Annotated in this window: 16 protein-coding genes and 3 pseudogenes; 7 read left to right on the top strand and 12 right to left on the bottom strand. The window is 38.7% G+C overall.

From position 1 onward, the window contains the following. Positions 1-155 precede the first annotated feature (155 nt). The 4 genes from LNM86_RS11590 to argH all read right to left on the bottom strand — a co-directional run bounded on the left by LNM86_RS11590 (position 156) and on the right by argH (position 5,844). Positions 156-2,597, bottom strand: coding sequence for a TIGR02302 family protein (locus tag LNM86_RS11590; RefSeq protein ID WP_241439017.1), 2,442 nt, complete (start codon positions 2,595-2,597; stop codon positions 156-158). A gap of 333 nt (positions 2,598-2,930) precedes the next feature. Then, entirely contained in the window at positions 2,931-4,205 is a 1,275-nt protein-coding gene (gene lysA, locus LNM86_RS11585) for a diaminopimelate decarboxylase (protein WP_241437797.1), read from the bottom strand. An 8-nt stretch (positions 4,206-4,213) separates the two neighbouring features. Beyond that, the gene (lptM, locus tag LNM86_RS11580; RefSeq protein ID WP_241437796.1) at positions 4,214-4,393 is read right to left on the bottom strand and encodes an LPS translocon maturation chaperone LptM; all 180 of its coding nucleotides are present in this window, start codon (positions 4,391-4,393) and stop codon (positions 4,214-4,216) included. A 50-nt stretch (positions 4,394-4,443) separates the two neighbouring features. Beyond that, on the bottom strand, positions 4,444-5,844 hold the full coding sequence (argH, locus tag LNM86_RS11575; protein ID WP_241437795.1) for an argininosuccinate lyase: 1,401 nt from the start codon (positions 5,842-5,844) through the stop codon (positions 4,444-4,446). Positions 5,845-5,876: 32 nt separating this feature from the next. Here argH and LNM86_RS11570 point away from each other — a divergent pair, with 32 nt between their 5' ends. Next, positions 5,877-6,581 (top strand): TlpA disulfide reductase family protein, encoded by a 705-nt coding sequence (locus tag LNM86_RS11570; RefSeq protein ID WP_241437794.1) that lies wholly within the window; start codon positions 5,877-5,879, stop codon positions 6,579-6,581. A gap of 1 nt (position 6,582) precedes the next feature. On the opposite strand, the gene LNM86_RS11565 is transcribed toward LNM86_RS11570, so the two are convergent. From LNM86_RS11565 to tsaD, 7 genes and pseudogenes are all read right to left on the bottom strand, one after another. After that, positions 6,583-7,077 (bottom strand): YaiI/YqxD family protein, encoded by a 495-nt coding sequence (locus tag LNM86_RS11565; RefSeq protein ID WP_241437793.1) that lies wholly within the window; start codon positions 7,075-7,077, stop codon positions 6,583-6,585. Positions 7,078-7,089: 12 nt separating this feature from the next. Then, positions 7,090-7,944 carry a YihY/virulence factor BrkB family protein gene (locus tag LNM86_RS11560; RefSeq protein WP_241437792.1) on the bottom strand — a complete coding sequence of 285 codons (855 nt, stop codon included), beginning with the start codon at positions 7,942-7,944 and terminating at the stop codon, positions 7,090-7,092. A gap of 837 nt (positions 7,945-8,781) precedes the next feature. Then, on the bottom strand, positions 8,782-9,714 hold the full coding sequence (locus LNM86_RS11555) for a prephenate/arogenate dehydrogenase family protein (RefSeq protein WP_241437791.1): 933 nt from the start codon (positions 9,712-9,714) through the stop codon (positions 8,782-8,784). Between the two features lie 335 nt (positions 9,715-10,049). Continuing rightward, positions 10,050-10,193: a hypothetical protein gene (locus tag LNM86_RS11550; RefSeq protein ID WP_241437790.1), complete on the bottom strand. Its 144-nt coding sequence runs from the start codon at positions 10,191-10,193 to the stop codon at positions 10,050-10,052. 477 nt (positions 10,194-10,670) lie between these two features. After that, positions 10,671-11,288, bottom strand: a pseudogene (locus tag LNM86_RS11545) (integrase arm-type DNA-binding domain-containing protein); the annotation flags it as partial. A 754-nt stretch (positions 11,289-12,042) separates the two neighbouring features. Then, positions 12,043-12,462, bottom strand: a complete 420-nt coding sequence (locus LNM86_RS11540) for an EVE domain-containing protein (protein WP_241437789.1) — start codon at positions 12,460-12,462, stop codon at positions 12,043-12,045. A gap of 467 nt (positions 12,463-12,929) precedes the next feature. Further along, positions 12,930-14,024 carry a tRNA (adenosine(37)-N6)-threonylcarbamoyltransferase complex transferase subunit TsaD gene (tsaD, locus tag LNM86_RS11535; RefSeq protein ID WP_241439016.1) on the bottom strand — a complete coding sequence of 365 codons (1,095 nt, stop codon included), beginning with the start codon at positions 14,022-14,024 and terminating at the stop codon, positions 12,930-12,932. 381 nt (positions 14,025-14,405) lie between these two features. Between tsaD and LNM86_RS11530 the strand changes: the two genes are divergently transcribed. The 6 genes and pseudogenes from LNM86_RS11530 to LNM86_RS11505 all read left to right on the top strand — a co-directional run. Beyond that, on the top strand, positions 14,406-15,593 hold the full coding sequence (locus LNM86_RS11530; protein ID WP_241437788.1) for a COG4223 family protein: 1,188 nt from the start codon (positions 14,406-14,408) through the stop codon (positions 15,591-15,593). Positions 15,594-15,604: 11 nt separating this feature from the next. Then, positions 15,605-17,173 (top strand): heme biosynthesis protein HemY, encoded by a 1,569-nt coding sequence (locus LNM86_RS11525; RefSeq protein ID WP_241437787.1) that lies wholly within the window; start codon positions 15,605-15,607, stop codon positions 17,171-17,173. 95 nt (positions 17,174-17,268) lie between these two features. Next, entirely contained in the window at positions 17,269-18,015 is a 747-nt protein-coding gene (locus LNM86_RS11520) for a glutamine amidotransferase (protein ID WP_241437786.1), read from the top strand. A 148-nt stretch (positions 18,016-18,163) separates the two neighbouring features. Further along, complete coding sequence (locus tag LNM86_RS11515; protein WP_241437785.1) at positions 18,164-19,219, top strand: DUF2125 domain-containing protein; 1,056 nt, start codon at positions 18,164-18,166, stop codon at positions 19,217-19,219. 78 nt (positions 19,220-19,297) lie between these two features. Further along, positions 19,298-19,675, top strand: a pseudogene (locus LNM86_RS11510) (DUF2125 domain-containing protein); the annotation flags it as partial. Between the two features lie 238 nt (positions 19,676-19,913). Then, a pseudogene (locus tag LNM86_RS11505) lies at positions 19,914-20,455 on the top strand (phage integrase central domain-containing protein); the annotation flags it as partial. 486 nt (positions 20,456-20,941) lie between these two features. On the opposite strand, the gene LNM86_RS11500 reads toward LNM86_RS11505, so the two are convergent. After that, positions 20,942-25,630, bottom strand: a complete 4,689-nt coding sequence (locus LNM86_RS11500; RefSeq protein ID WP_241437784.1) for an NAD-glutamate dehydrogenase — start codon at positions 25,628-25,630, stop codon at positions 20,942-20,944. Positions 25,631-25,873: the final 243 nt, after the last annotated feature.

The raw sequence follows: 25,873 nt of genomic DNA, 5'->3' as shown, positions 1-25,873 counted from the left end.
TTAAACCCAAATAATAACAACAGCACAGAATATTTCTCATAATCACTTCACGAAAAAGTGCTCTTATTATATTCTTTCTTCAAACTTTAGATTCTAAAAAGCTTCCAATACGCTTTTTCACATTGGTCCTTTGACATCCATGAGAAGGGGAATCATTAATTAAAATGAAGAAGCCTTTCAAGATAGCTTTTCTCTGCTTCTAGAATATGCTCTTTACTCAGACGTTTGCGAATTTCCTCTAAAATCTGCCGTGCACGCATTTGATCATTTTCTTGTGGTAGTCTTGCGCCTTCTTGCCCTTCTTGGTCTGTGTCTGTTTCTGAAGAAATTGAACGCCCTAATGGATCTTCACGACCACGAACAGCATTTTGACTTCCCCCAGTTTCTTTAAGCTTTTCACGCATTTTTTCCAAAACACTTTGTGCACCTTGCCGCAAAGCTTCTAAAGCATCTGATTGATTTTGCATAGACATTTGATTGTTACCATGATCAAGAGCATCTTCTGCGAAGTTCATTTTTTCTTCTGCTTTTTTGAATGCATCATTCGACGCAAACCCTTGTGTTGATAATTCTTTTTCTAACATTGATAATTCAGATTGCAATTCAGCTTGACGTTTTTTTAAAGATTGTCTTTGTTGTTCAGGAACAGTTTCTCCACGTTGTTGTTGCTTTTCTAATTGATGTGTTTCATTGAGGATTTCTTGCTGACGACGCATCAAATCTCCCAATTGATCCATTTTTTCTTTCATCCTTGCAGATTGGTTCTGATCTTGTCCTCCACTTTGATTGCCTTTTTGCACTTGCAAATGATCAAGCGTTTGTTCGACTTCTGCCAACAACTGTTCAGCTGCTAAAGAAGAGCCCATCTTGGCCATTTCCTCAATTAAATTCAGCTTTTTTTCTAATGAATCTTCTGAAAGAGTGGGAGGACTAAGATTGTTATTGTCAGACTTACTCTTATCTTGTGCATTTTCGGCTAAAGCGTGAATATAATTATCCATAGCTTGTCGTAAATCTGCCATCAGCCGTTCAATTTCTGCCGCTGGAGCACCATAACGAAGAGCATCACGCAAAGCCGCTTGCGCTTGTTTGAGATTTTTTTGCACAGAGTCGAGCTGATTTCCTTCAATTCCCGAAGCAATCTGCCATAAATACGCGATAACATCACGCAAATCATCTTCTGTTTCTGCCATAGAAAGCCTTGTCCACGCACTCTGTAGAACAAGAAAATGTGTGAGATTTTGCAATCCCTCTTTTGGACGCACCAGCAAAGCAGCAAGCATATCAAGAACACGCTCTTTTTTAGCAGCATCCAAAACCAACATACGACGCAATTCAATCACTGCACGCGCAACAGGACTCGAAAAAACACGCTGTGGGAGTGTCATCACAAAAGTTTTACTGCGCCCTTTCTGCCCCGCCCCATCTTCTGCTACCAAAGTAATTTTAACTTCTAAACCAGCCCAAGGATGCCCTGATACATCTTGCACTGTGCGCATTTTACCCTTTCCCCCACGGGGCAGGAGGAGTTTTATTTCAGGTGCCTTATAAAGAGAAGACGTCCTTTTATGCGGATTTAAAAAAGGTTCTATTTCAACAAAAGCTTTTGTCACGCCATAATCATCATTGACTTCATAGAGAAGTTCCAACGAACCCGTTAAAATTCGCCCTGGTTTTTCCACCCAACAAATTGTTGGAGGCTGATTTTTAATCACTTGCAAATCCCATTGTTGTTTTTTATGCCGCGATGACACCACGAGATTGATTGAACGCTCTAACCGTGTTTCAAAATGAACGATTGGATCATGCGAAGCACCCTTTTCATTTTTCTTCGTAAACGAAATTTCTCGTGCATTTTCTTTAGAACTTGCTTTTACTGTAACGCCAGCACCATTGACAACACGGACAACCAAACCACTCCCTTCAGGAACAGCAAACTGTGTCTTGTTATCTTTTGTCAAATAAAGAGGGGGAACATTGGTATAAGCAGGGGGTGTTATCCAAGCATCAATCCGCATTGATGTTTCATCGATCACAGGACGTAAATCGAATGCATCTGCCAAACGCCCTCCTAATGAACCAAAAGAAAAACTAAAAGCACACACACAAAGGAGAATACATATAGTCCTCAAAGCCAAAGGATCATAAACCCCACTTTTGAGGTCGATAAATCCGGTTTTTAAATGGTATAACTGTTTTGCCATGCGGCGTTGATGTTCACGCCAAACAAGTACAGTCAAATCTTCATCATTCTCAGAACATAAACGATCTGTTTGGGCGCTTAAAGGTTGATTTATGAGGTCGTTTATGCGTTCAAGATGCTGATCAACGTCCCGCATTGTAGGAAAGCGAAAACGAATAAGAAAAAATAAACTCCCCACAGCCAAAAACAACATAAGCCCAAGTAAGAGCACATGTGGCCAATAACCTAGAATGGCAAAAATACCCAACCAACTAAGCGAACAAAAGAGACTAAGAACGAGAAAAAACGGCAACAACCGCACCCATATTCGTTCAAAGAAGAGGATAAACCACATAAAAATGCGCACACACAAAAGCTTTATTCTTGCAAAACTTTTGATGTTTTCATTTCTCATAGACAAGTATTGTCCCCTTTTGCAGCGGTGAATTGAGATCTTGATCTCTTCTTCGTCTTAAAAGGCGAAGATTCCCATCCCCCATTCATTCGTAACCAGATTATTTCCTCTCAAATAGGCTTTACTCTCTGACCATTTATGTGACTCATTTCATAGGATAACCCAGCAAATCTTACCCTGAATACCCCATTCAACTTTATAGTTTTACACTTAGCTGATGCAAAAGAAAACTAAAATCCATGAGAAACGACATTACAGAGAAATTCTCCATAAAACAATTTCCAGACAATCAATTTTTTCATTAAAGTTTAGTAAAAATAAGACCAATAATCCTTAACAAGCTTCAATCCAATCTGGAATATGATCACAACCTATCAATTGGGCATAATCAAGACGTGGACGAATAATTGCATACCGCATATCCTGGACAAGAACTTCTGGCACCAAAAGTCGACTATTATAGGTACTTGCCATCACCGCACCATAAGCACCCGCTCCAGTAATCGCTAAAACATCACCCGCTGCGAAAGCCGGTATAGAGCGATTTAATGCTAAATAATCACCAGTTTCACAAACAGGACCAACAATATCTGCATTGATCAACGGAGCATCCCTTGGTGCTTTTTGCACTGGTATAACATTCTGCCATGCATCATAAAGTGTTGGGCGCATAAAATCATTCATAGCCGCATCAACAATAACAAAATTCCGTCCTTCGCCCTTTTTTAAATACACAACAGATGTCACCAAGAGACCGGCATTACCAACGATACTGCGCCCCGGCTCTAGGATAATATTGATTCCTAAAGGTGCGATATGTTTCTTTACCAGTTGTGCATAATCAACAGGAGTTGGTACTGACTGCTGCTCGCAACCATAAGAAATACCAAGCCCCCCACCAATATCAACATGGGTTATTGCATAACCCTCATTCCATAATTGACGTACAAAATCTGCGGCAATTATAAATGCATCTTCAAAGGGCTTTAAGTCACAAATTTGGCTACCAATATGAAGATCAACACCACAAACATGAAGACCAGGCAATTGTGCAGCCCTTTTATAGGCATCCCATGCCAACGATAGAGGAATACCAAACTTATTCTCAGATTTTCCTGTTGTAATTTTCTTATGAGTCTTAGCATCCACATCTGGATTAATACGCAAAGAAATACGTGCTTTCTTTGCAAGGGCTACAGCCCGTGCCGATAATTGTTCAAGTTCTGGCTCTGATTCAACGTTAAAACAATAAATATCCTGCGCAAGAGCAAAATCTATCTCTTCAACTTTTTTACCAACACCAGAATAGACAATGCGATGAGCAGGAATACCAACAGCAAGCACACGCCGTAATTCTCCCTCTGAGACGACATCAGCTCCCGCTCCATTATTCGCCAAGAGTTGTAAAACCGCTTGATTAGAATTTGCTTTAACCGCATAAGCAATCAAACTTGGCATATCCCGAAATGCATCCTGATAGTCTCTAAAATGTGTCATGAGTGCATTTGCTGAATAACAATAAAAAGGTGTTCCAACCTCCTGTGCAAGTTGCAAAAGCGAAACACCTTCAGCATGCAGCACATCGTGCTGATAAGAAAAAAAATGCATAAAAACCTCTATTGTATCAATCGGTCGAGAATAAAAGGCTCATTTGCTTTGTTTTGCGGAACGGATGCTCCTTGCGAAGAATCCACCACTTCTGAAGGAGGCAACTCTAACGCCCCTTTACGCCCACATCCAACAATAACAACACTCCCCAACAGAACAATTGTTAAATTCTTCAAAACGGTTTTCATACGCCTTTTTCTCTCCCTCTCGTTATTTTTTGGATTTACAAACCAACCATTCAGGCAGTTACAAGGCGTTTTTTCCAATAAGAAATCTGATCAAGCACTTCTGAAGGCGCGGTACCACCAAAACTTTTACGGCTTTTCACTGATTTTTCAACTGTTAAAACCTCAAAAAGCGTTGCATGAATCTCTGGACAAATCGTTTGGAGTTCACTCAACGATAACTCATTCAAATCACATTGTTTTTTTTCCGCCAAAGCTACAGCACACCCGGTAATATGGTGTGCTTCACGAAAAGGAAGCCCTAACTCACGCACCAGCCAATCAGCAAAATCAGTTGCGGTAGCATAACCAGCACCAGCAGCTTGTTTCATAGCTTCTTTATTGACTTGCAAATCACCAACAATCCCTATCATTGCTAGCAATGATAATTCTAAGCTCAAAGCTCCATCAAACACATATTCCTTGTCTTCTTGCATATCTTTTGAATAAGCAAGCGGCAACCCTTTCATCACTGTTAAGAGCCCCATCAATGCACCATTCAACCGCCCACTTTTAGCACGCACAAGTTCCGCAGCATCGGGATTTCTCTTTTGTGGCATAATAGACGAACCCGTTGAAAAAGCATCCGATAAACGAATAAAATGAAATTGTGCACTGGACCACAGAACTATTTCTTCCGCTAAGCGGGAAAGATGCATTGCACAAAGCGCACCAACGCTTAAAAATTCCAGTGCAAAATCACGATCCGAAACACTATCAATCGAATTGCGCGTTGGTTCTCGAAAGCCCAATGTTTCTGCTGTCATAAAACGATCAATTGGAAAGCTTGTTCCCGCCAAAGCCGCAGCTCCTAAAGGCGATTCATTCATTCGTTCAACTGCATCACGCATTCGTGACAAATCTCGACCAAACATTTCAACATACGCCATCATATAATGACCAAATGTTACAGGCTGCGCTGATTGTAAATGCGTAAAACCTGGCATAAAGGTTTCAACATGTTGTTCTGCTCGAACAAGCAATTGCTCTATCAATCTTTTTAAAGCTTGCATGATTCTCTGTGAGGCATCACGCACCCACAAACGAAAATCAACAGCCACTTGATCATTGCGGGAACGCGCCGTATGCAAACGTCCTGCCACAGAGCCAATCAATTCTCCCAATCGCGCTTCAATATTCATATGAATATCTTCCAGCTTTCGTGAAAAAAGAAATTTTCCTTCCTCGATTTCTTGACGAATAAGTTTTAAACCATGAACAATTTTTTCATAATCCGCTTGTGAAATAATCTTTGTTTGCGCTAACATTGCAGCATGAGCAAGTGAACCTTCAATATCTTGCCGATAAAGTTTTTGATCAAAATCAATAGAGGCATTAATTTCTTCCATAATTGCAGCCGGTCCTGCTATAAAACGGCCACCCCACATCTGGTTCGTTAATTTTTCATCTGCCATATTCTAAAACACCCATAAAAAGGATAAAGATCATGATTCCTCAAAATTTTACCAACCAAAACAAAAAGAATAAAAAGAGGCTTTTCATCACATCCTTTTTTGCTGTCATAATCTTAGCTGCTATCAGTTTATACGCACTAAAAAGCCCCTCTGACAAGAGAGAGTTCTCTTTTACCAATTTTATATCAGGAGAAAAGACCGCAAAATTCCAAAAAGAACAAGAAGAAAAAATGAGAGCGATCCAAAAAGCAGCAAAAGGATTTTTTACGCACATACGATTTGCTGATACGCCATTAGATATGACACAACTCTCTTTCAAAGATATTCAAGGAAACAACCATAAACTCAGTGAATTTACCGGAAAACCAATATTGGTCAATCTATGGGCAAGTTGGTGTGCACCTTGCCGCACAGAAATGCCAGAATTGGCACAATTAAAACGTGAATTGGCTGGAGAAAATTTTGATGTCATGGCTATTAATATCGATAAAACGACTTCTCCTGAAAAAATTCAACAATTTTTACAAGATGTTCATGCTGAGAATTTGTTATACTATCGTGATGAAACAATGGATATTTTCAACAATGTTAGAAAACAAGGGCTCGCTTTAGGATTACCCATTACATTTCTCATTGATAAAAAGGGGCATCTTATTGCTTCCTTCAATGGCGCAGCTCCATGGGCAAATAACGATGCCAAAACCCTTATAAAAGCTGTCATAAAAGAAGCATTATAAACTAATAACCACGCCTTTTTAAACGCTGTATAAGGAGATCCAGTGCGGATAAAAAAGCAGAACGATCTTTGCGACAAAAAGGACGCGGCCCCCCTATCATATTGCCCTGTCCTCGCAAATCTTCCATCAAGTTGCGCATTGCCAAAGCCTGACCAATTGAACTTACATCAAAAATACGCCCCGTTGGCGAAAGACAAGCACCTCCAGCTTGTACAACCCGAGCGGCTAAAGGAATATCACTGGTAATAACAATACTCGCCTCATGCACGTGTTCTACAATCCAATCATCGGCACCATCGAGTTCACCAGCAACAACCACTCTTTCAACAAGTGCTTCATCCGGAAGGGATAAGAAACGATTTGCCACCACAAAGGTTTTAAGCTGATAACGATTCATCACACGATAAACTTCGTCTTTTACAGGACAAGCATCGGCATCAATTAACAAAGTAATAGCAGGCTTTACCAAGCTATTGATATCTTGATTTTCACGCAATAATAAGTTCTTTCATTCATCTAAATGTTGCAAATTTCTGCGATAAAACATGACCGCCGCATTTATTTCAGCGCCTAAAATAAAAATTGCGCTTAATATATAAAGGAAAATAATAGCAACCATAATAGATGCTAACCCAGCATAGGTAGAAATATAATCAAACATTGTCAAATATTGTGCAAAAGCAATAGAAGCGACAAACCACACAAACATTGTCACCACGATTCCTGGGAGAATATCTGTAAATTTGCGTCGTTCTGCTGGTAGCCATTTATGAACAATCAAAAGACTTGCGAATAAAACAACTGCTGCGATTATGTAACGCCATAAACGAATAGCCCCAATATATTCAGTCATAAAAAAAGGATGATTGTGCATAATCTTGATCAACAGAGGTGTTAAAATCAACAAAAAGCTGATCACAACCAAGCCAACAGCTCCAAGGATCACAAAAAACAAACTCTGAAAACGACAAAACAACAAACTACGCCGATCAACAACACGATAAGCTTTATTCAAAGCAGTACGTAATGCCTCTATCCCATTCGAAGCAAAATAAGCCGCCCCCATGACAGAAATCGTCAAGACTCCTCCCCGCTGAACAGTTAAAACATTGATAATTTCCTTAGATAAAGGCTCTGCAATAACATCTGGTAATAACTGCACCAAAGCTTTGATTTTTTGTGGTGTATAGGTAAAAGCTCCGATAAAACTCGCAAGAGATGTTCCAAAAATGAAAAAAGGAAAAAATGCTAAAAGCCCTGAAAGCGCGATATGACTAGCGAAAGCACTCCCATTATCACGCCAATAATGGCTTACTGCATTAACAAGAATACGATAACTATACCAAAAGATATTTTTTAACAAATCTCGATACTTTCGGGTAACACTCTCTTCTTCATCGTCCTAAGTTTTACAAAAATCATCAAGATTTAAAAAACCCCTTTCACTATAAATGGTAATGATTAATGCCGTCAAGCCTCACTACGTACTAAAACTCAAAAACACAAACGAGCAAATTTTACGCATGAAGAACTGAAAATGCCTATACACTAATATATTGATTTATAATAATTTATCACTTTGCATATTGGATTAAACGCTCGAATATTGTAAGATTCTTTCATGTTCAATTCTCCCATTTGAAACAAGTAACATCACCCACCTACATGTTGTAAGCAAAGTTGGAATATGGGTAAAAACGCTAAAGAAAGGCGTAAAAATGCGCTATGAATCGTCTTTAATGCAAGGGTTGATAACATAGGGATTAGCAAAAAGAATGATGTTGCCGATTGTTACTACAATCCTTGAGATTATCGATAAAACAAATGATATATCCCAATAGACAAGAAATCTGAGATACAAATTTAAAGAAGAGACCCAATAATCTTTTTATTTCAAAATAGACCAACGACAGCCAGAAAGCAAACAAATGCAAACACAAGATTATCGAGAAATAACCTTTTAAATGAGTGTAAAAACATTAATTTTCCAAAACACACCAATCACCCAATGTGAGGAATTTCTCTGAAGTTTCGTGAGTTTTTTACATCTACAAATGCTCCAAAGAATAATCTTACCTTCATAAAACTTTTTGAACACTGATCATCTCTATCCCCAAATTCCCTTTGTTCTTTATGGTAATTCACACCTTCAGAGAACAGAGATTTCTAAAAGAAACCTACAAATTTAATAAAAATTTCTTTACGCATCTTTTTTAGAAACGCTTTGGCGTCCAAAATCAGGAGCATCAATTTCCTGTCCCGCTTCAATAATATTACGGCGCACGGCACGGGTACGTGTAAAAAAGTTAAACAGCGTCTCACCATCTCCCAAATGGATTGCCCGTTCCAAAGAAGCAAGCCCTTCACTAAAACGGCTCAACATTTCTAAAATAGCATCCTTATTATGCAAACAAATATCGCGCCACATAACCGGATCAGAAGAAGCCAAACGCGTAAAATCACGAAAACCCGAAGCAGAATAAGCAATCACTTCAGAATTTGTCACTTTTTCTAAATCACTCGCTGTCCCAACCGTATTATAAGCAATTAAATGCGGTAAATGCGAAACAATAGCCAAAACAAGATCATGATGTTTAGCATCCATTGTTTCAACACGCGCACCACAAGCTTCCCAAAACGCTGTCAATTGCGCAACAGCCACAGCATCACTGTCAGCAAAAGGCGTTAAAATACACCATCGATTCATAAACAAGTCAGCAAAACCAGCATCTGGTCCTGAATATTCTGTTCCCGCAATTGGATGACCAGGAATAAAATGAACGGATTTTGGTAATAAAGGTGCCATTTCTGCAATGACCAACGCTTTTGTAGAACCAACATCACTCACAATCGCCCCAGTTTTTAAATGATCACGAATGTTTTTTGCTACCTCCGCACTTGCACCAACGGGTACAGAAACAATCACTAAATCTGCTCCTTCAACAGCTTTGGCATTATCCGTTGTATAAAAATCTCCAAGTTCTAATTCACGCGCTCTATTCAGGGTTTCTTGACGACGTGTTGCAATAGAAATACAATCTGCAAGATTTTTCTTTTTAATCACCCTTGCTAAAGAAGAGCCAATAAGACCAATCCCAATAAGTGCTATTTTTTCAAATTGACTTTGGAGCATCTTTTTCCTTTAAAAATTCTTTAAAAACAGCAACAAAACAAAAATTTGTCTCTACTGTTTATTCAAGATTTATGTATCAAACATTAAAAAAACACAAGCTACGAGAAAATAGATAATAAAAGTCACGCATCTCCAATAATGACCCACATCAACCACCAACAGATTATTTTTTACCTAGGAAATATGAAAAAGAGAGATAAAACACGTAACATCAAGCCCTAAAGCTTGTCAATTCACCGCTTACAAATAAGAAATAACCGGTGCATGTCATTTTTTTCTCTCAAAAAGCGCTATTTTATTTAAAAAAAATAAATTTTATAAACAAAGAATTTACTTTATAGAACTTCCAAGGTCTTCAAATCAACCACCATCAATCCAAACTTCCTATTCTCAGCAGGGATGTTCCATAGATCATCTTCAATCTGATCTTTATGGATATGACGCAAAGGATTTGTGTGAACATCTATAAGAATAAACAAACGCTAGGTCAGTTGTGAAATCGTTGTTGTTTTACAAAGTGTTTAAGAAAAATCCGATATTTTTTTCCAAGCCATTGCCGCTCTATTTATAGTTTTATAATTATAGTTTTATAACGTTGTTTATCTAATAATAACATATTGATTTATAAAGATAAATTATATTTTTCAACTTGTATCATAACCCCAAATATTGTAAGATTTTCTCATCTTAAATCATTTCATTTTGAATCAATTAAAATCATTTATTTGATAGTCATAAGCTGAGTTTGCGTGCGGGTAAAGACACGAAAAGAAAAGGGTAAAAATGCTTCAATCGTTTCCACACAAGAATTGTTGAAACATTGGGAACTGGTAAAGAGTATGATGATGTCGGTTTTCTTCTTTATACACGTAAAGATGGTGGTACTCAATGAATTTACTAGTATACCATCCACGGGCGCCATCGCGAAAAGGGCTTGCGTGCTCTTTAAGAAATATTTTTTTAAAGAGCACGCGTGCTTTTTCTGTTACCTTTAAATCAACACCCAATTCCAATGCAACAACATATTGAAGATAATAATTGAAACGAGTGTGTGCTTTATAGACTATCCTAGCTTTCTATACCAAATAGCAGCAATAACTTTGTTTGAGTAATCTCTGAAAGAGACATACAGCCTAATTTAGGAAGAATATGAAGTTATAAAAGAGAAAACCAAAATCCATTTTTACCACTATCCCTTAATTCAGCTTTGCTGCTTTCAAAAACATTAAAGCAATATTTTTGAAACAATGGAGATTACGCGTTGCTTAGCGCTTTTGTTTGTTACGTTCTTTAATGAAATCACACCCTTCATGCAAAACACAATACCATTGTGTTGCACATTCACGGGCTTGTTTTAAAAGACATCTTTTAAAGAGCACCCAAGCTCATTTCACACCACCGCTCGTGAATAGTATACTGGTAAATCCATTGAGTACTACCATCTTTACGCTTATCAAAGAAGAAAGCCGGCACCATTATTCTCTTTACCGTCTCCCAATGTTGCGACAGCTCTTGGTATTGAGACGATTCATAAGAAGCGTTTTATTCCTTTTTTTAGAGTTTTTTACCCACATACCAGCCCCACTTGTGACGTGTAGGAACATGGTTCTGATTGATTCAATATAAGAGGATTTGAGATGAGAAAATCTTACAATATTCGGGGAGGTATTCAACATGCAAAACGATAAATTATCACTATAAATCAACGCGTTGATAATTGTAGCTGTTTTGTGTGTTTTGCTCATGATAACAATGGGGAAATGATGTATTGTAAAGATGAATTTTATGAAATTGTTTTGGTTGTGAAACAGAATATTATAGAGTGAAAAATAAAGAGAGAGTGCCCTTATTCTTTATTGAGCAGGCAAAACTTACATGCCTAGAGTAAAGATATATTGTGCCTATCGGCTGTGATAGGGGTTATCTTTGACCGGCATGTTTGTTCACAGACAGAAATGATAGTCTTAAGATGAAAGCCTTTCTTAAAAAGTCATTCTCGTGGTTTTTCATTCTATCTCACGGTGACTTTTGTGAAGAATGTAATATAAAATTCATCGGGTACAACCCTTGTTCCTTCTGTAATGTATAAGTGATCACCATCATTCATTTTGCTGAATTTTAACGTTGCTTATATTGTTCTTGTGGTGAAATGGTTCATGAAAACAGTGGGCGTTTTTATTTAAACGGTCATCCACTATTAATCTTGCTTGTGATGAAAAACAAGCAATCGTTATTAATTCATTATAAGATGGGATGAGAATAAAGAATACTATTCTGTTTAGGGCTCTCATTTAAGTTACAAAAGTATAATTATCATTATAAATCAATTTATTGTTTAAGATTGCCCATCAAACAGACTTCTTTCCATTCATCTTCTGTCACGGGTTGTACTGATAAGCGAGAGACGTTGACGAGTACCATATTGTTCAGTTTTGGATTCGCTTTAATTTGTTTTAATGAAACAGGTGTTGGCATATCGCAGAGTGCACGAATATCTACACATTCCCAGCGTGGATCAGAGGTGGTGGAATCAGGATGTGCTTCAGCACATATTTCTACAATACCTACAATTTCTAGTCCTTTATTAGAATGATAAAAAAAGCCTTTATCGCCCAATTTCATGGCGCGCATATTGTTGCGGGCTTGATAATTACGCACGCCATCCCATTGTTCACCATGCGTGCCTTTTTGCTTCTGCATCTCCCATGACCATTTATGAGGTTCAGATTTAAAAAGCCAATAAGCCATGAAATCTCCTTTTTTAGATTATTGATATTGCACAAGATAGTATTTTACCATGCATTTATAAATGTACCATTCTGTATGATTTTTAAAATGAGGTAAAGAATGTACAATATTGGCTTCTTTCTTCTTTTTTGAGAGAGAATATAATTGCGGTGACGTGATATGTCATACAGCCTGCCTGTTTGCATAGATTGCATGGGATGTTTTGTCTTTGGTTTACTGTTATAAGACAAGATGTGTGTGTCAAAGAATAAATTTAAAGTGAAACGGTGAACATAAAAGATTTTGTCATTTTTTACTTGGATCTAAAAAACAAGACTATGATTGTATTGCATCTCAAAGTCATGTTTAAAAATGGTATAAGAAAACAGCTTCTAGGAAGAGAAAAGTCTATAGGAATCATGAATAATAAGCTGTTCTACTATGGTGCTTCATCGTGCGTTTTTTAGATAGCATAAGCATTCATTTTGTTATGCTTTTGTTCCACGACGTCCCATTCCAATGAGGGGGGTGGATTTTTCATCCAATGGCCAGCGTGAGCGGGGGGCAAGATCAAGGGGGCTTGTTTCGCCCCGTGCGAGTTTTTGTGCACCAACAAAAGCAATCATTGCTGCATTATCGGTACACAAGGAAAGAGGTGGAGCTATAAATTCAAATCCATGTTGATAAGCGAGCTCTTGCAATGTCAATCGAATGGCTTGATTAGCAGCAACTCCGCCTGCGACCACTAAAGCAGGAGGATGATGCCCTTTATTACGAGAGAGGGGATATTGGTGGGTAAAATGTTGCAAAGCTAAATGAACGCGATCATGCACGGTATCAGTTACTGCGGCTTGAAAGCTTGCTGCAATGTCAGCTACATCACTTTCTGTCAGGGGAGCCATGGCTGTTGCTGCTTGGCGAACAGCCGTTTTGAGACCTGAAAAGGAAAAATCTAGCCGTTTTTCACCTTTTAAAGGGCGTGGAAGAGGAATACGATTTTTATCACCCAATAAAGCAGCTTTTTCAAGTGCTGGACCACCAGGGTAAGGAAGACCTAAGAGTTTTGCTGTTTTATCAAAAGCTTCCCCTAAGGCATCATCAATGGTGGTTCCTAAACGTTGGTAATTGCCTACTTCGTGGACAAGAATTGTTTGTGTATGACCACCGGAGACCAGCAACAATAAATAGGGAAAAGAGACATTATGTGTGAGTACGGCTGTTAAGGCATGACCTTCCAGATGATTTACGGCAATAAAAGGTTTTCCTGTAGCAAGAGAAAGCGCTTTTGCCGTCGTAACGCCTACTAAAAGTCCTCCTATTAAACCCGGTCCACTGGTGGCGGCAATAGCGTCGATATCACTTAATGTTATGTTTGCTTCTGTTAGCGCTCGTAGAATTAAACTATCGAGAATTTCAACATGAGCGCGGGCGGCAATTTCAGGAACAACACCCCCGTAAGGGGCATGATGATCAATTTGACTCCAAACAATATTGGAAAGAATTTTGCTGTTTCCTTCATTGTCTTGTTCAACAACAGCAGCGGCAGTTTCATCACAACTTGTTTCTATTCCTAACAGACGCATTTTAGACAAAACCTTGTGTTGAAGATTCTTTATTGTGTGCCTACCACGGATAAGCAAAGATGCAAAGAATTTCTCTTGATGTTAAGAGTTCTCATGAAAAATGCTTTGGAATGTTTTCTTTGAATATAGGAGTTCATGTTCATTAAAAATGAGGTTCTATTGTTGAGTATAAAATGATGATGTTTTTTAACGCTGTTTATTAAAGTATATCATTGGAGATGTTTATGATAAAGATACGGTATTAAAAATTTCTATAAAGTTATATTTGTTGTAAAAATGTTATGAAACAAGCTATGATATTTGAGAAAAGCTTTATTTTTAAAACTTTTTTCATTTTATTCTTTTACAATTGTAAAAAAATGTGCACAAAAAGTAAATAAGATGGTAGATTCTTCAAAACCAAAAGCGAAAACACATTATACTGCTACGCGTCGTAAAAAACCGGTGGTTGAACATGAAGCTGTAAGCCATGATGAAGAAAAGAGAACACAAAATTCTGTAGAATTTGACGCACAAGAGAAACAGAACATAAAAAACATGCCGTCTCAATCCATATCTCATCTCTCTTGGCTGTGTTTGTTCCTTTCAGGAATTTTAGGTGGTTTTATTGCTTTAGGTCTTTTCATAGGGCTTCAATGGGCACGTGTGCTGCCTCTTTCTTTTGTAGAAAATGATGCTGGAGACAAAAAGGCTTTGCAAATTGCTGAAATCGCAAAAAGTCAAGGGGAAGAAACGATAGAACGATTGGGGCGTGTGGTTCAAGAAATTGATACTTTAAAAACAGATTTTTCTTCTTTTTCATCGCAACAGGTTGAAACAATTCAAGGTGATGAAGACTTGCAACAAGAAAGCAAAAAAGCTTTCATTGGTTTAGAAGAAAAAGTGAGAGGTCTAGAAGAGTCTGTACAGACTTTAGTTGATATATCAAAAAATATGGACAAGGCTTTGTCCGTTGGGCAAAGCAATGCAACCGCTCTTGCTCTCTTAAAGCAACAGTTAGAAACTGTGCAGGAAGGGATTGCTGCTCAAGATAGTGAAAAACAAGAGGTGAGTACTGCGCTGTTTATTGCAATCAGTTCGCTAAAAAATGCTATAGAGCGCGGAGGATCTTATATCAACGAACTGAAAACATTACAGCAATTAGCGCCTTCAATGGATGGATTTGATTTGTTGCAAAAAACAGCAGAGAGAGGACTTCCAAATTCAGCGCAACTTTCAGATGAATTTGCTAGAGTTGCCGATGCAATCGTTCGTATGCAGAATAGTGTTGCATCAGATGCTGCTTTTTCTAAACGGATTTGGGCATGGATAAAAGGTTTGGTTGTTGCACGGCCAATTGGGAATATCGAAGGTATGACGCTAGAGGCGATTGCGGCACGAATGGAAGTTGCTATTCAAGCGGGTGATTACGAAAAGGCTTTGAGCGAATGGCAAACATTGCCTCAAAATGCAAAAGATGTTTCTATGGATTTTGTTCATCAACTTGAAAGGCATATTGCTATTCATCAGCTGCTTCAGAAGTTGCTATTCTCTGCACAGCAGGGATCTGTCAAGGCAACGAAGAGGTAAATAGGCGCAAGATGATACGTGTTTTTATTTACAGTTTTGTTGTCTGTTTGATCGGTCTAGCTTTTGGATGGGTTGCTAATCACAATAGTGTTTTGGTTATAACATTTTTGCACTTTCGGTTTTCTGTCTCATTGTTAACGCTTTTGTGCGCATTTATTTTATTGCTTGGGGTTTTAGCGCTTTTATGGTGGCTTTTATCTGCCCTTTTTTCTGTACCTCATGCTCTCTCTCATTATTTTTATCAACGTCGTAAAAAGCGTGGTTATCAAGCTCTTTCACAGGGAATCCTTGCTGTTTTTGCTGGCGATGGTGTTTTGGCACAACAAATGGAGGCACGTGTTAGCAAATATTTTGCTGATAAACAGGAACCGCTGGTAAAACTCTTACAAGCTCAAATTCTCTCTTTGCAAAATGACTCTGTTCCTGCCATCAATCTTTATGAGGAGATGAGAAAAGAAGCACCAACACAATTGGCGGGGCTTTACGGTTTGTTTCGTGAAGCTCTAAAAAGCAAAGCTTATGAAGCAGCACAACAATATGCAGAAGAAGCATTGGCTTTATCACCAACACTTTTATGGGCAAATCAGGCTGTGCTTGAGCGGTTGAGTGTTGAGGGCAAATGGGATAAGGCACTTACTGTTTTTGAACGTGCACAAAAAGCCTTGCCACGCGCGATTCGTTCAACTGCGGAACGTCAACATACACAAGCTTTGTTGTTATGTGGGAAAGCGCTTCATCTGTTTGAAACACATCCTGCGCAAGCACGGGGAGCTATTTTAAAAGCGCATAAATTATTGCCTGATTTTGTGCCTATAACGGTTGTTGCTGCTGATATTCTTTATAAACTCAATGAAACACGTAAAGCGGATAAAATGATTATTACAGCTTGGCAGAAAGAACCTCATCCTGATTTGGCAGTGCTTTATCTTGAAAAAGAAGAAGGGGCTGTTGGGCGATTGAAGAGGGCTAAAGCACTTGCTTCTTATAATAAAGAGACATTCGAAGCGGCTTTCCTTATTGCTAAAGCTGCGTTGGATGCTGGTGAGACAGTATTAGCAAGAGAGCAGGCTGAAAAAGCACTACGCTATCATCCGCGCGAAAGTGTTTATTTATTGTTGGCGGATATCGAAGAGGCTCAGGGAAATAATCAGGGTGCCGTGCGTCAATGGCTTTCTTTGGCACTTCGTGCGGAACGTGATCCGGTATGGATGTGTGATGGAGCTATTTTCCCTTCTTGGTCGGTTGTTTCTCCAATTAGTGGGCGTCTTGGCTGCTTTGAATGGAAAGCGCCTCCTCGTATGGTTCCCTACACATTGGAGGCGACCAAAAGTGTGTTGGAAAAGCAGGATCAAGATAAAGCAGATATGATGGGAATAAGTGCTGAAGTGGAAAATAATATGCTTGAAGAGTCATCTCCCGTAGAGAGCTCTCCTGTATATCATGCACCGCTACAGAAACAAGATACAAAAGATCAAGATCTTACGGCATTGAGTCAAACCCACTTAAATGTTGATGATCCAGGAGTTAAAACAGAGGAAGAGGAGGCATTTTTGTCAAGAAAGAAATTTCGTTTATTTTAAATAAAGAAAGTTGGAGTGCGGATTGTTCGCAAAAATTATTTTCTTGTTTTTAAAAAATGAAAAGTGACTTGGTTGCGGAAATGATTGATTAAAAAATGTTTTTACATCAAAGGTGTTTTAGTGAAAAGCAAAAAAAATGCAGACCAAGAATTGCGGTGGTGACGCATCGTCGGTCTACATATACTGGTCGTTTGGGAAAATTTTTGCAACAAAATGGTTTTGTTCTTGATATTTATCGCCCTATTTTAGGACAAAAACTTCCCGATACATTGAAGCATTATGCTGGTGTGGTTATTTTGGGGGGACCGATGAGTGTCAATGACGAGGAAGCTTATATTGGCAAGGAAATTGATTGGATTTCCTTATCTTTGAAAGAAAATAAGCCTTTTTTGGGAATTTGCCTTGGAGCACAAATGTTAGCGCGAAATCTAGGGGGACGTGTTGGCACAAGAAGTGATGGAGTTGTGGAAGTTGGCTGGTACCCGCTGGAAGCAACCTCACAAGGCAAGGCGTTAATGAATTGGCCAGAAATGGTCTACCATTTTCATGATGAAGGTATTTATGACTTACCTAAAGAGGCTGCACTGTTGGCAACAGGTCATACATATCCTACACAGGCTTTTCGTTATGGAGATAATGCATGGGGTTTGCAATTCCATGCCGAATTCACCCGTGCTATGATGCGACGCTTGGTGGTGCGTTCAGCACATAAATTGACCGAAAAAGGTGCCCAACCTGCTTCTGCGCATTTGAAAGGTCGTTTAATTTATGATCAGGCTTTGAGTAAATGGTTTGAAAATGCGTTACAACAGATTTTTTGTGTACCCAGCGTTTGTGCGTGAACGTTAAAGAATTTTGTTCATCGAAGATAAGGAAAGTTATCATTGTGTCTATAATCTCTCAATTGACATCAATACGAAAAAGCCTTTCTTTGCGTTATTTGCTTTGTGGGCTGTTTTGTCTTGTTGTGATATGCGTTTATAGTGCACTTTGGTTTTTTTTTCACGTAAAATAGAAGACCGTGTTTCTGATCTCCTCGCAAGAGCTTCTGCTCGTGATATAACGATTGTATGCAAACATCTCAGTAAGAATGGTTATCCGTTACGTATTGGTGTTTCTTGTGATCAATTCCAGTTTTCTTGGCCTTTGCACAAGCTTTCCTTATCAACTGCGCGTTTGATGGTTGGTGCACCAATTTATACATCTCGTTTTGTAGAGTTTCATGTTTCTTCTCCGGCATCCCTTGTTTTCTCTGGAAAAATGCCTATTGCGTTGCAATGGCGCAATTTAATGATTGAAACAGAACCTTATTGGAAAACAGCGAAGACATTTAAACTGATGGCTGAAGGGCTTGAGGTTTCTACCATTGCTTCTTCTTTTAAGGATCAGAAATTTCCAGAAAAATTTGGATCACAAACAAAAAACAAAAAGGAAGCACAAGAAAATATTAGGGATAAAGCATTCTTGAAAGATGCTGTGGATGTGATTGCACCTTCGTTAGATCAAGAGAATAGGTCGCAAAAAATAACGGCAGAATTTTTGCGACTTGATCTGAAAAACGAGAAGAATCATTTATCAGGGCACCTTATTGTCGATGATTTTGACTCTTCTCTGTTTTTTGCACCTTACTTTGTTGATTTCCCAAAAATTGATGGCAATTTAAAATGGACTTTCAATGATGTCTCTCATTCGTTTGAAAATGGGGCAAACAGTTGGAAACAGTATTTGTATGGGAAAAGTGGTGTTTTAAAGCGTGGTGAATTGGTTTTTCATACAGGTGGTCTCCTGCGTATCAGTGGACCTTTCTCTTTTGATGATGAAGGCTATTTGACAGCAAAATTTGATCTTGTTTTTGTGAAGCATATGGAGCTTCTTACCACTCTGCAACGCTTGTTTCCTGAGCAAGCTAATAATCTGCAAGCTTTATTTTTTGTTTTGAGCGTGATGCCTAAAAGTCCCGATGGCTACCCCATTCTGCCCTTGAAGATTACCCATGGATGGGCAAAATTAGGTTTTTTAAAACTCGGTCGTCTTGCACCACTTTAAATCTAAGGTACGCTCTTTTTGTGTTGCACAATCAATCTTACCATAAGGACAAAGTTATTTTAAGTTTCTTTAAAGTAGATTTTCAATGATGTCTCTCATTTGTTTGAAAATGAGAGAGGTAGTTAGAAGCGGTGTTTGTATGGGAAAAGTGGTGTTTTAAAGCATGGTGAATTGGTTTTTCATACAGGTGGTTTCCTGCGTATCAGTGGACCTTTTTCCTTTGATGATGAAGGCTATTTGACCGCAAAATTTGATCTTGTTTTTGTGAAGCATATGGAGCTTCTTACCACTCTGCAACGCTTGTTTCCTGAGCAAGCTAATAATCTGCAAGCTTTATTTTTTGTTTTGAGCGTGATGCCTAAAAGTCCCGATGGCTACCCCATTTTGCCCTTGAAGATTACCCATGGATGGGCAAAATTAGGTTTTTTAAAACTCGGTCGTCTTGCACCACTTTAAGTCTAAACTCTACTCTTTTTATGTTGCACAATCGATTCTACCATAGGGCAATTTTATGATAGTACAACATATTGATTTATAAAGATAATAATCGTTTTGCATGTCGAATGAGGTCCTCGAATATTGTAAGATTCTCTTATTCCAAACATGCTTATGTTGAATCAATCAAAACCATTTCCTTGCACATCACAAGTGGAATTATCGTGTGGATAAAAAAACTCTCAAGAAAGGAGTAAAAATGCCTCTTATGAATCGTCTCAATACCAAGGGTTGTCGCAACATTGGGGGACGGTAAAGAGTATGATGGGGGCAGCTTGTACTTTCATAAGTGTAAAGATGGTGGTGATCAATGGCTTTTACACTATACCATTCACGGGCGCCGTTGTGAGATAAACTTATGGGCTTTAAGAAATGTTTCTTAAAAAAAGCGCGTGAATTGGCAAGACAATAGTGTTCTGTTTTGCATGAGGGTTGTGACTCGATTAAAGAGTATGAGAAACAAAAGCGTGAGGCAATGCGTAATCTGCATTATTTAAAGATATTGCTTTGGATGCTTTTGAAAGCCGTAAAGCTGAATTAAAAGGAGATGGAAAGGCTGGAGATTGGTTTTCACCTTTATGTCTTTGTATTCTTCCCAAAATTAGGATGTCTACTCATTTTAGAGATTACCCAAACTGATATACGCAATACGCTTGCACCGATTTGGCATACAAAAGTTGGGACAGCTAAAAAGCACTGAACCGCCTTAATATTTGTTTCAAACATGCTGCAGCATTGGGGTAATTTTGCTATGGGGATAAGGTATGTTTTAAGTGCTTTGTTTAACGATAAAGCCATTGAGCACTACCATCTTTACCCTTATGAAAGTACAAGCTGCCCCCATCATATTTTTTACCGTCCCCCAATGTTGCGACAACCCTTGGTATTGAGACGATTCATAAGAGGCATTTTTACTCCTTTCTTGAGAGTTTTTTTATCCACACGATAATTCCACTTGTGATGTGTAAGGGGATGGTTTTGATTGATTCAAAATGAGATTATTTAAGATGAGAGAATCTTACAATATGCGGGGGCATGCGGGGAGCTCTTTCAACATGCAAAACGATGAATTATCTTTATAAATCAATGCATTGTTTAAATTAAAAGCGCAGATGGCAAACTCTCTCTCTCCTTTTACTTCTTATGGACAAGACAATAACAAGACAACAAAGTGAAAATTTTTAAAACTTTGATGTCTTGCATTGCTTTAAATCTGACCGGTATGCTTTAAAGTTGTGCAATCATACCTGCTGCGAAGGTAAAACGAGAAATGTTGAGATCATTTTCAATGAGGGCACCAATGCGGTTTGTGACGTTATGAATTTGATCTTCTTTTGTTTTACTCCAAGCTGCAAAAGGATTCTCTTTTGTTCCATAATTTTTTAGGATTTTCAGAACAATTTTGCGTAAACTTTCGGCAATATTTTCTTTAGTTTGGCTTAAGACCATACTATCATAATAATCAACGACAGGAATTGTTCGACTTGCTTCATTAATGCGATTTATACGAATGATTTGCGCAAGTGAGAAATAGATCTCTGCTGTTTTAATAAGGTCGCTATTGCTTTGTTTGGCAATCAAAGAAATGTCGCAAATTATGGGAGCTGCATCCAAGAGAGCTAATTGCTTTGCTAAAGTCTTTGGTGCACCTTCTTCACTATAATGTGTTGTTTTTTCTTTGATTTTTTGATTGATATCTTTATCATTGGAATGTGTTAGCAGTTCTTCAAGAACAGTACGCGCTTGTTTTATCGTTTTTACAAGTTCTTCTAATGGGGTCGAGAGATCCATATTGCGCAAGCCCCAATTCGTTGTTTCAAAAAGCATTGATGAAATGGCTGCATAAAATTTGTTTTGGACAAGACCTGGTATTTTATTGTCAAGCTTATCAATTTGATCAGACAATTGGGGTATTGCAAAGCCATCACACAATGCGACGAAAACACGAATGATATTTTCAATTTTTTGTTCAGTGGCATCTTGGAGTCGACTCACAAAAGTAGGTCCTCCACGATTCACAATATCGTTGGCAATGAGGGTTGCAATAATATGACGACGCAATTGGTGATTAATGATTTCTTTTTCAAAACTTGTCTGAATTTGTGTTGGGAAATAGTGCAATAAGATTTTGTCAAAATAACTTTCCTCAACAATGGCACTATGAGCGATTTCTTCTTTAAGAGTTAGTTTCGCATATGCTAAAATGACCGCAAGTTCTGGACGGATTAGTCCTTGACCTTGTGTTATTCTTTGCCGCAAAATTTGTTCATCAGGGAGAATTTCAACTTTGCGATCGAGAAGTTTCTTCTGTTCCAAATCATGCATAAAACGTATTTGATAAGGCAAATCCGCAACGCTTTGGCTTTCAGCTAGAGAAAGAGCAAGTGATTGTAAATAATTGTTGCGTAAGACTAATTGTTCAACTTGGGGGGTCATTTTTTTCAAGAGTTCATTGCGTGCTTCACGGGTCAGCGTTTTTGCACGAAGGGCTGATGCTAGAACAATTTTGATATTGACTTCAACATCTGAACAATTAACACCTGCGGAGTTATCAATAGCGTCTGTATTACACCGTCCGCCATTTAAGACATATTCAATACGGCCGCGTTGTGTGACACCAAGATTAGCGCCCTCGCCAATAACTTTTGCACGAACTTGTTCACCAGTAATGCGGAGTGCATCATTTGCACGATCGCCTACTTGTGCATCCGGTTCTGTTGTTGCACGGATGTAAGTCCCAATGCCGCCAAACCATAAAAGATCAACAGGTGCTTTGAGAAGAGCAGAGATAATTTCAAAAGGGGTGCCTGTTTGTTTTTCAAAACCGATTGCTTGTGCGGCTTCGGGTGAGAGAGTAATGGTTTTCATTGTTCGTGAGAAAATACCACCACCCTTCGATAATTTTGTTTGATCGTAATCTTGCCAACTTGAGCGAGGAAGTTGAAAGAGGCGCATCCGTTCTGCATAGCTTTCAGCTATATTGGGGTCTGGATCTATAAAAATATCGCGGTGGTCGAAGGCAGCAATGAGTTTTGTTTGTTTGGAAAGAAGCATTCCATTGCCAAAAACATCACCAGACATATCACCAACACCGACACAGGTGAAAGGTGTTGTTTGGATATCGTGGTTAAAGGATTCACGAAAATGTCTTTTAACGGCTTCCCACGCACCTTTCGCTGTAATCCCAATGGCTTTGTGGTCATAACCTGCTGAACCTCCAGAAGCAAACGCATCATCGAGCCAAAAGTGATTTGCTTGGCTAATGGTGTTGGCTGTATCAGAAAATGTTGCTGTCCCTTTATCGGCTGCAACAACAAAATAAGGATCATGACCATCATGGCAGATAACATTGTGAGGAGCGCTTATTTGGTTGTTCACCAAATTGTCGGTAATGGAAAGTAAAGCTGTAATAAAATCAATGTAAGCTTGTCGTGCGGCTTCGATTATGACAGCACGATCATTTGTTTGGGGAAGGCGATGAGGATAAAATCCACCTTTGGCTCCAACAGGAACAATAACAGCATTTTTAACCTGTTGTGCTTTGACTAAGCTAAGCACTTCAGTGCGATAGTCGAGGGCACGATCAGACCAACGGATTCCGCCGCGGGCAATAGGGCCAAAGCGCAAATGAACCCCTTCAACTTCTGGTCCATAAACGAAAATCTCTCTATAGGGACGCGGTTCAGGTAAGCCCTCAATTTGGCGAGGGTCTAGCTTGGTTGCTAAAATACGTCGTGGATCGCCATTTTCTAGAGGAGTAAAGGCGTTGCTTCGTAAACTCGCGTCAATGAGATTACGATAACGGCGTAGGATGAGATCATCATCTAAACCAGATACTTTCTGTAATTTTTCTTCAATGCGTTGTTGAATAATCTGTTGATTCTTTTCCCGCTCTTTTTCTGTATGGCTTTGATGAAACTTTAAATGAAATAAAGTATAAAGATCTTGGGTAATGTCAGGGTAAGCGTTTAAAGTTTGGGCAACACGATCTTGTGAATAAGGAATTCCAGCTTGTTGGAGATAGCGTCCATAATGGCGCAAAATGACAATTTCATGCCAATTCAATCCAGCTGTTTGGGTTAAGGCATTAAAGGCATCATTATCAGCGTTTTGCGACCAAACTGCTTCGAATGTTTCGGCGTGTTTTTGACCGTTTTTTTCAAAATCAAGACAGAGTTGGAAAGCACTCTCCAATTGCATATCATGAAGGTAGACAGAGCCTCCGTTGCCATCTGGTAATTCAAGTGTTTGTTCAGCAATGACGCGAAATCCCATATTTTCAAGAAGGGGGACGCGTTTAGAAAGAGCAAGTGCTTGATGGCGGTGAAAAAGCCGGAGAGAAAAGGTTTGCTTTTCTTTGTTGTGTGCATGATAAAAAGTAACGAAAAGAGGCCTTTTCTCATTAAGACTGAGAATGTGACCGGCATCTTCAATTGCATCTTCAGCTGAAAATAAGTCACGATAACTATTGGGAAATCGGCTAGCCAAATGCATTTGTTGGTCTGTTGCTTTGCAGGTAAGGGCGATGGCTTGAACATTGTCTTCCCAACTTCTTGCTATCAAACGAACCTTTTGCTCAAGTGCCATACGCTCAATAATAGGGGCAGTTTCGTTTCCTTTACGATGGATAACATAATAAACGCGAATGAGTGTACTTTCTAAAAAGAGCGGATAGGATTCAAAAAAATCACCTTGGTAGAGTTCGACGAAATATTCGCCAATTTTTTCACGAATGTTGCTGCTATATTGGTCACGGGGGACATAAACAAGTATAGACACAAAGCGGCCAAAAGAATCCGTATGGGCAAGTACCCGTAAACGGGGGCGTTCATCTAATTGCAGGATAAGCTTAGCATTTTCTGTTAATGTATCAACGTCGGAACGAAACATTTCATCTCTTGGATAGGTTTCTAAAACACTGATAAGCGCTTTTCCAGAATAGTCAGTTCGATTGTGTCCAAGGCGTTGAATGATGGTTTTGGCTTTTTCTTTTAAGAAAGGGATTTGCGAAATAGAGTGTGTATAAGCTGAGGAGGTGAACAATCCTACAATGCGCAATTCTCCACAGAGCTTGTCTTCTTTATCAAAGATTTTAAGACCAATATAATCAAGCCAAACAGGACGGTGAATTTTTGAACGACTGTTTGCTTTTGTGACAATAAGCAGGTTGTCACTTTCCATAAAGGATAAAATTTCTTGTGGAGGTTCTTCCACACACGCGTCACCAATAATGCGAATAGAGGCATCTGTGAGAATACCAAGTTCAACATCGCTGGCTATAAAAGCTTTTGTAGGTTCTTGGTTTTTTCTGAAATGATAAGTCCGCATGCCAAGGAAGATGAAATTGTTGTCCATCAACCAGTGAAGAAACTCTATGGCTTTTTCACCTTCTTGTTTATAGTGTTGTGGGAGATTTGTTTGATAAATATGAATATGCTTTTCAACCTCTTTAAGCATAGGTTTCCAGTCTTGTACAGCTGCATTAACCTGTTCAAGAACGAGGGTAAGTTCCTCTTTGAGTTTTTGTACTTGCTGTTCGTTTAAGGACTCAATGTGAATTTGCATCAGGCTGATGCGTTGTCCAGAGGCACAATCAAGTACGGGATGTGCAATCAAATAAATATGATATTTATTCTGATTGAAAACATTCAAAATAGAATCGAGTAGAAATGGTTTGTTATCATTTACAAGCGTGATAACGGTGATAGGTTTGTTGTTACGGGTCAAGTTTTGTTCAAAGCAGATGATGGTTTTTCCTGCTTGGTGGCGATTGAAAGCTTCAATAGCGGTGTTTGCGGCTTTTTGGAGTTCCTTGCTTTCATAACAGACAATATCTTCTTTATCGGTATGAGCAAAAAGGATTTGTTCTATTTCATTTTGATTGTTTTTTGTTTTTGATGCTTTTTGTTGTAACACGATAATATTCCCTTTAAACTTCCCTTTTTTGCTCTTAGAGGTCTTTAAGTAGACCATTATATCATTTCCCGCAGTGTAACACTTTCTTCTCGAAGAGAATAGTTATTATTTTGAGAAAGGATTTACTTGTTTCTTTCATTTTAAAGTAATAATCTGCTTCTTTTGGCAAAGAGATTGTATTGATGGCAGAATATTTTGAGTATTTTTGTATTCATTATCTGTTCGTAAAATATATAAATGGAA

It is taken from the genome of Bartonella machadoae (genome assembly GCF_022559585.1).
Classification (GTDB): domain Bacteria; phylum Pseudomonadota; class Alphaproteobacteria; order Rhizobiales; family Rhizobiaceae; genus Bartonella; species Bartonella machadoae.
The sequence above is the reverse complement of the archived record's forward strand: the minus strand, read 5'-3'. Positions and strand labels throughout refer to the sequence as shown.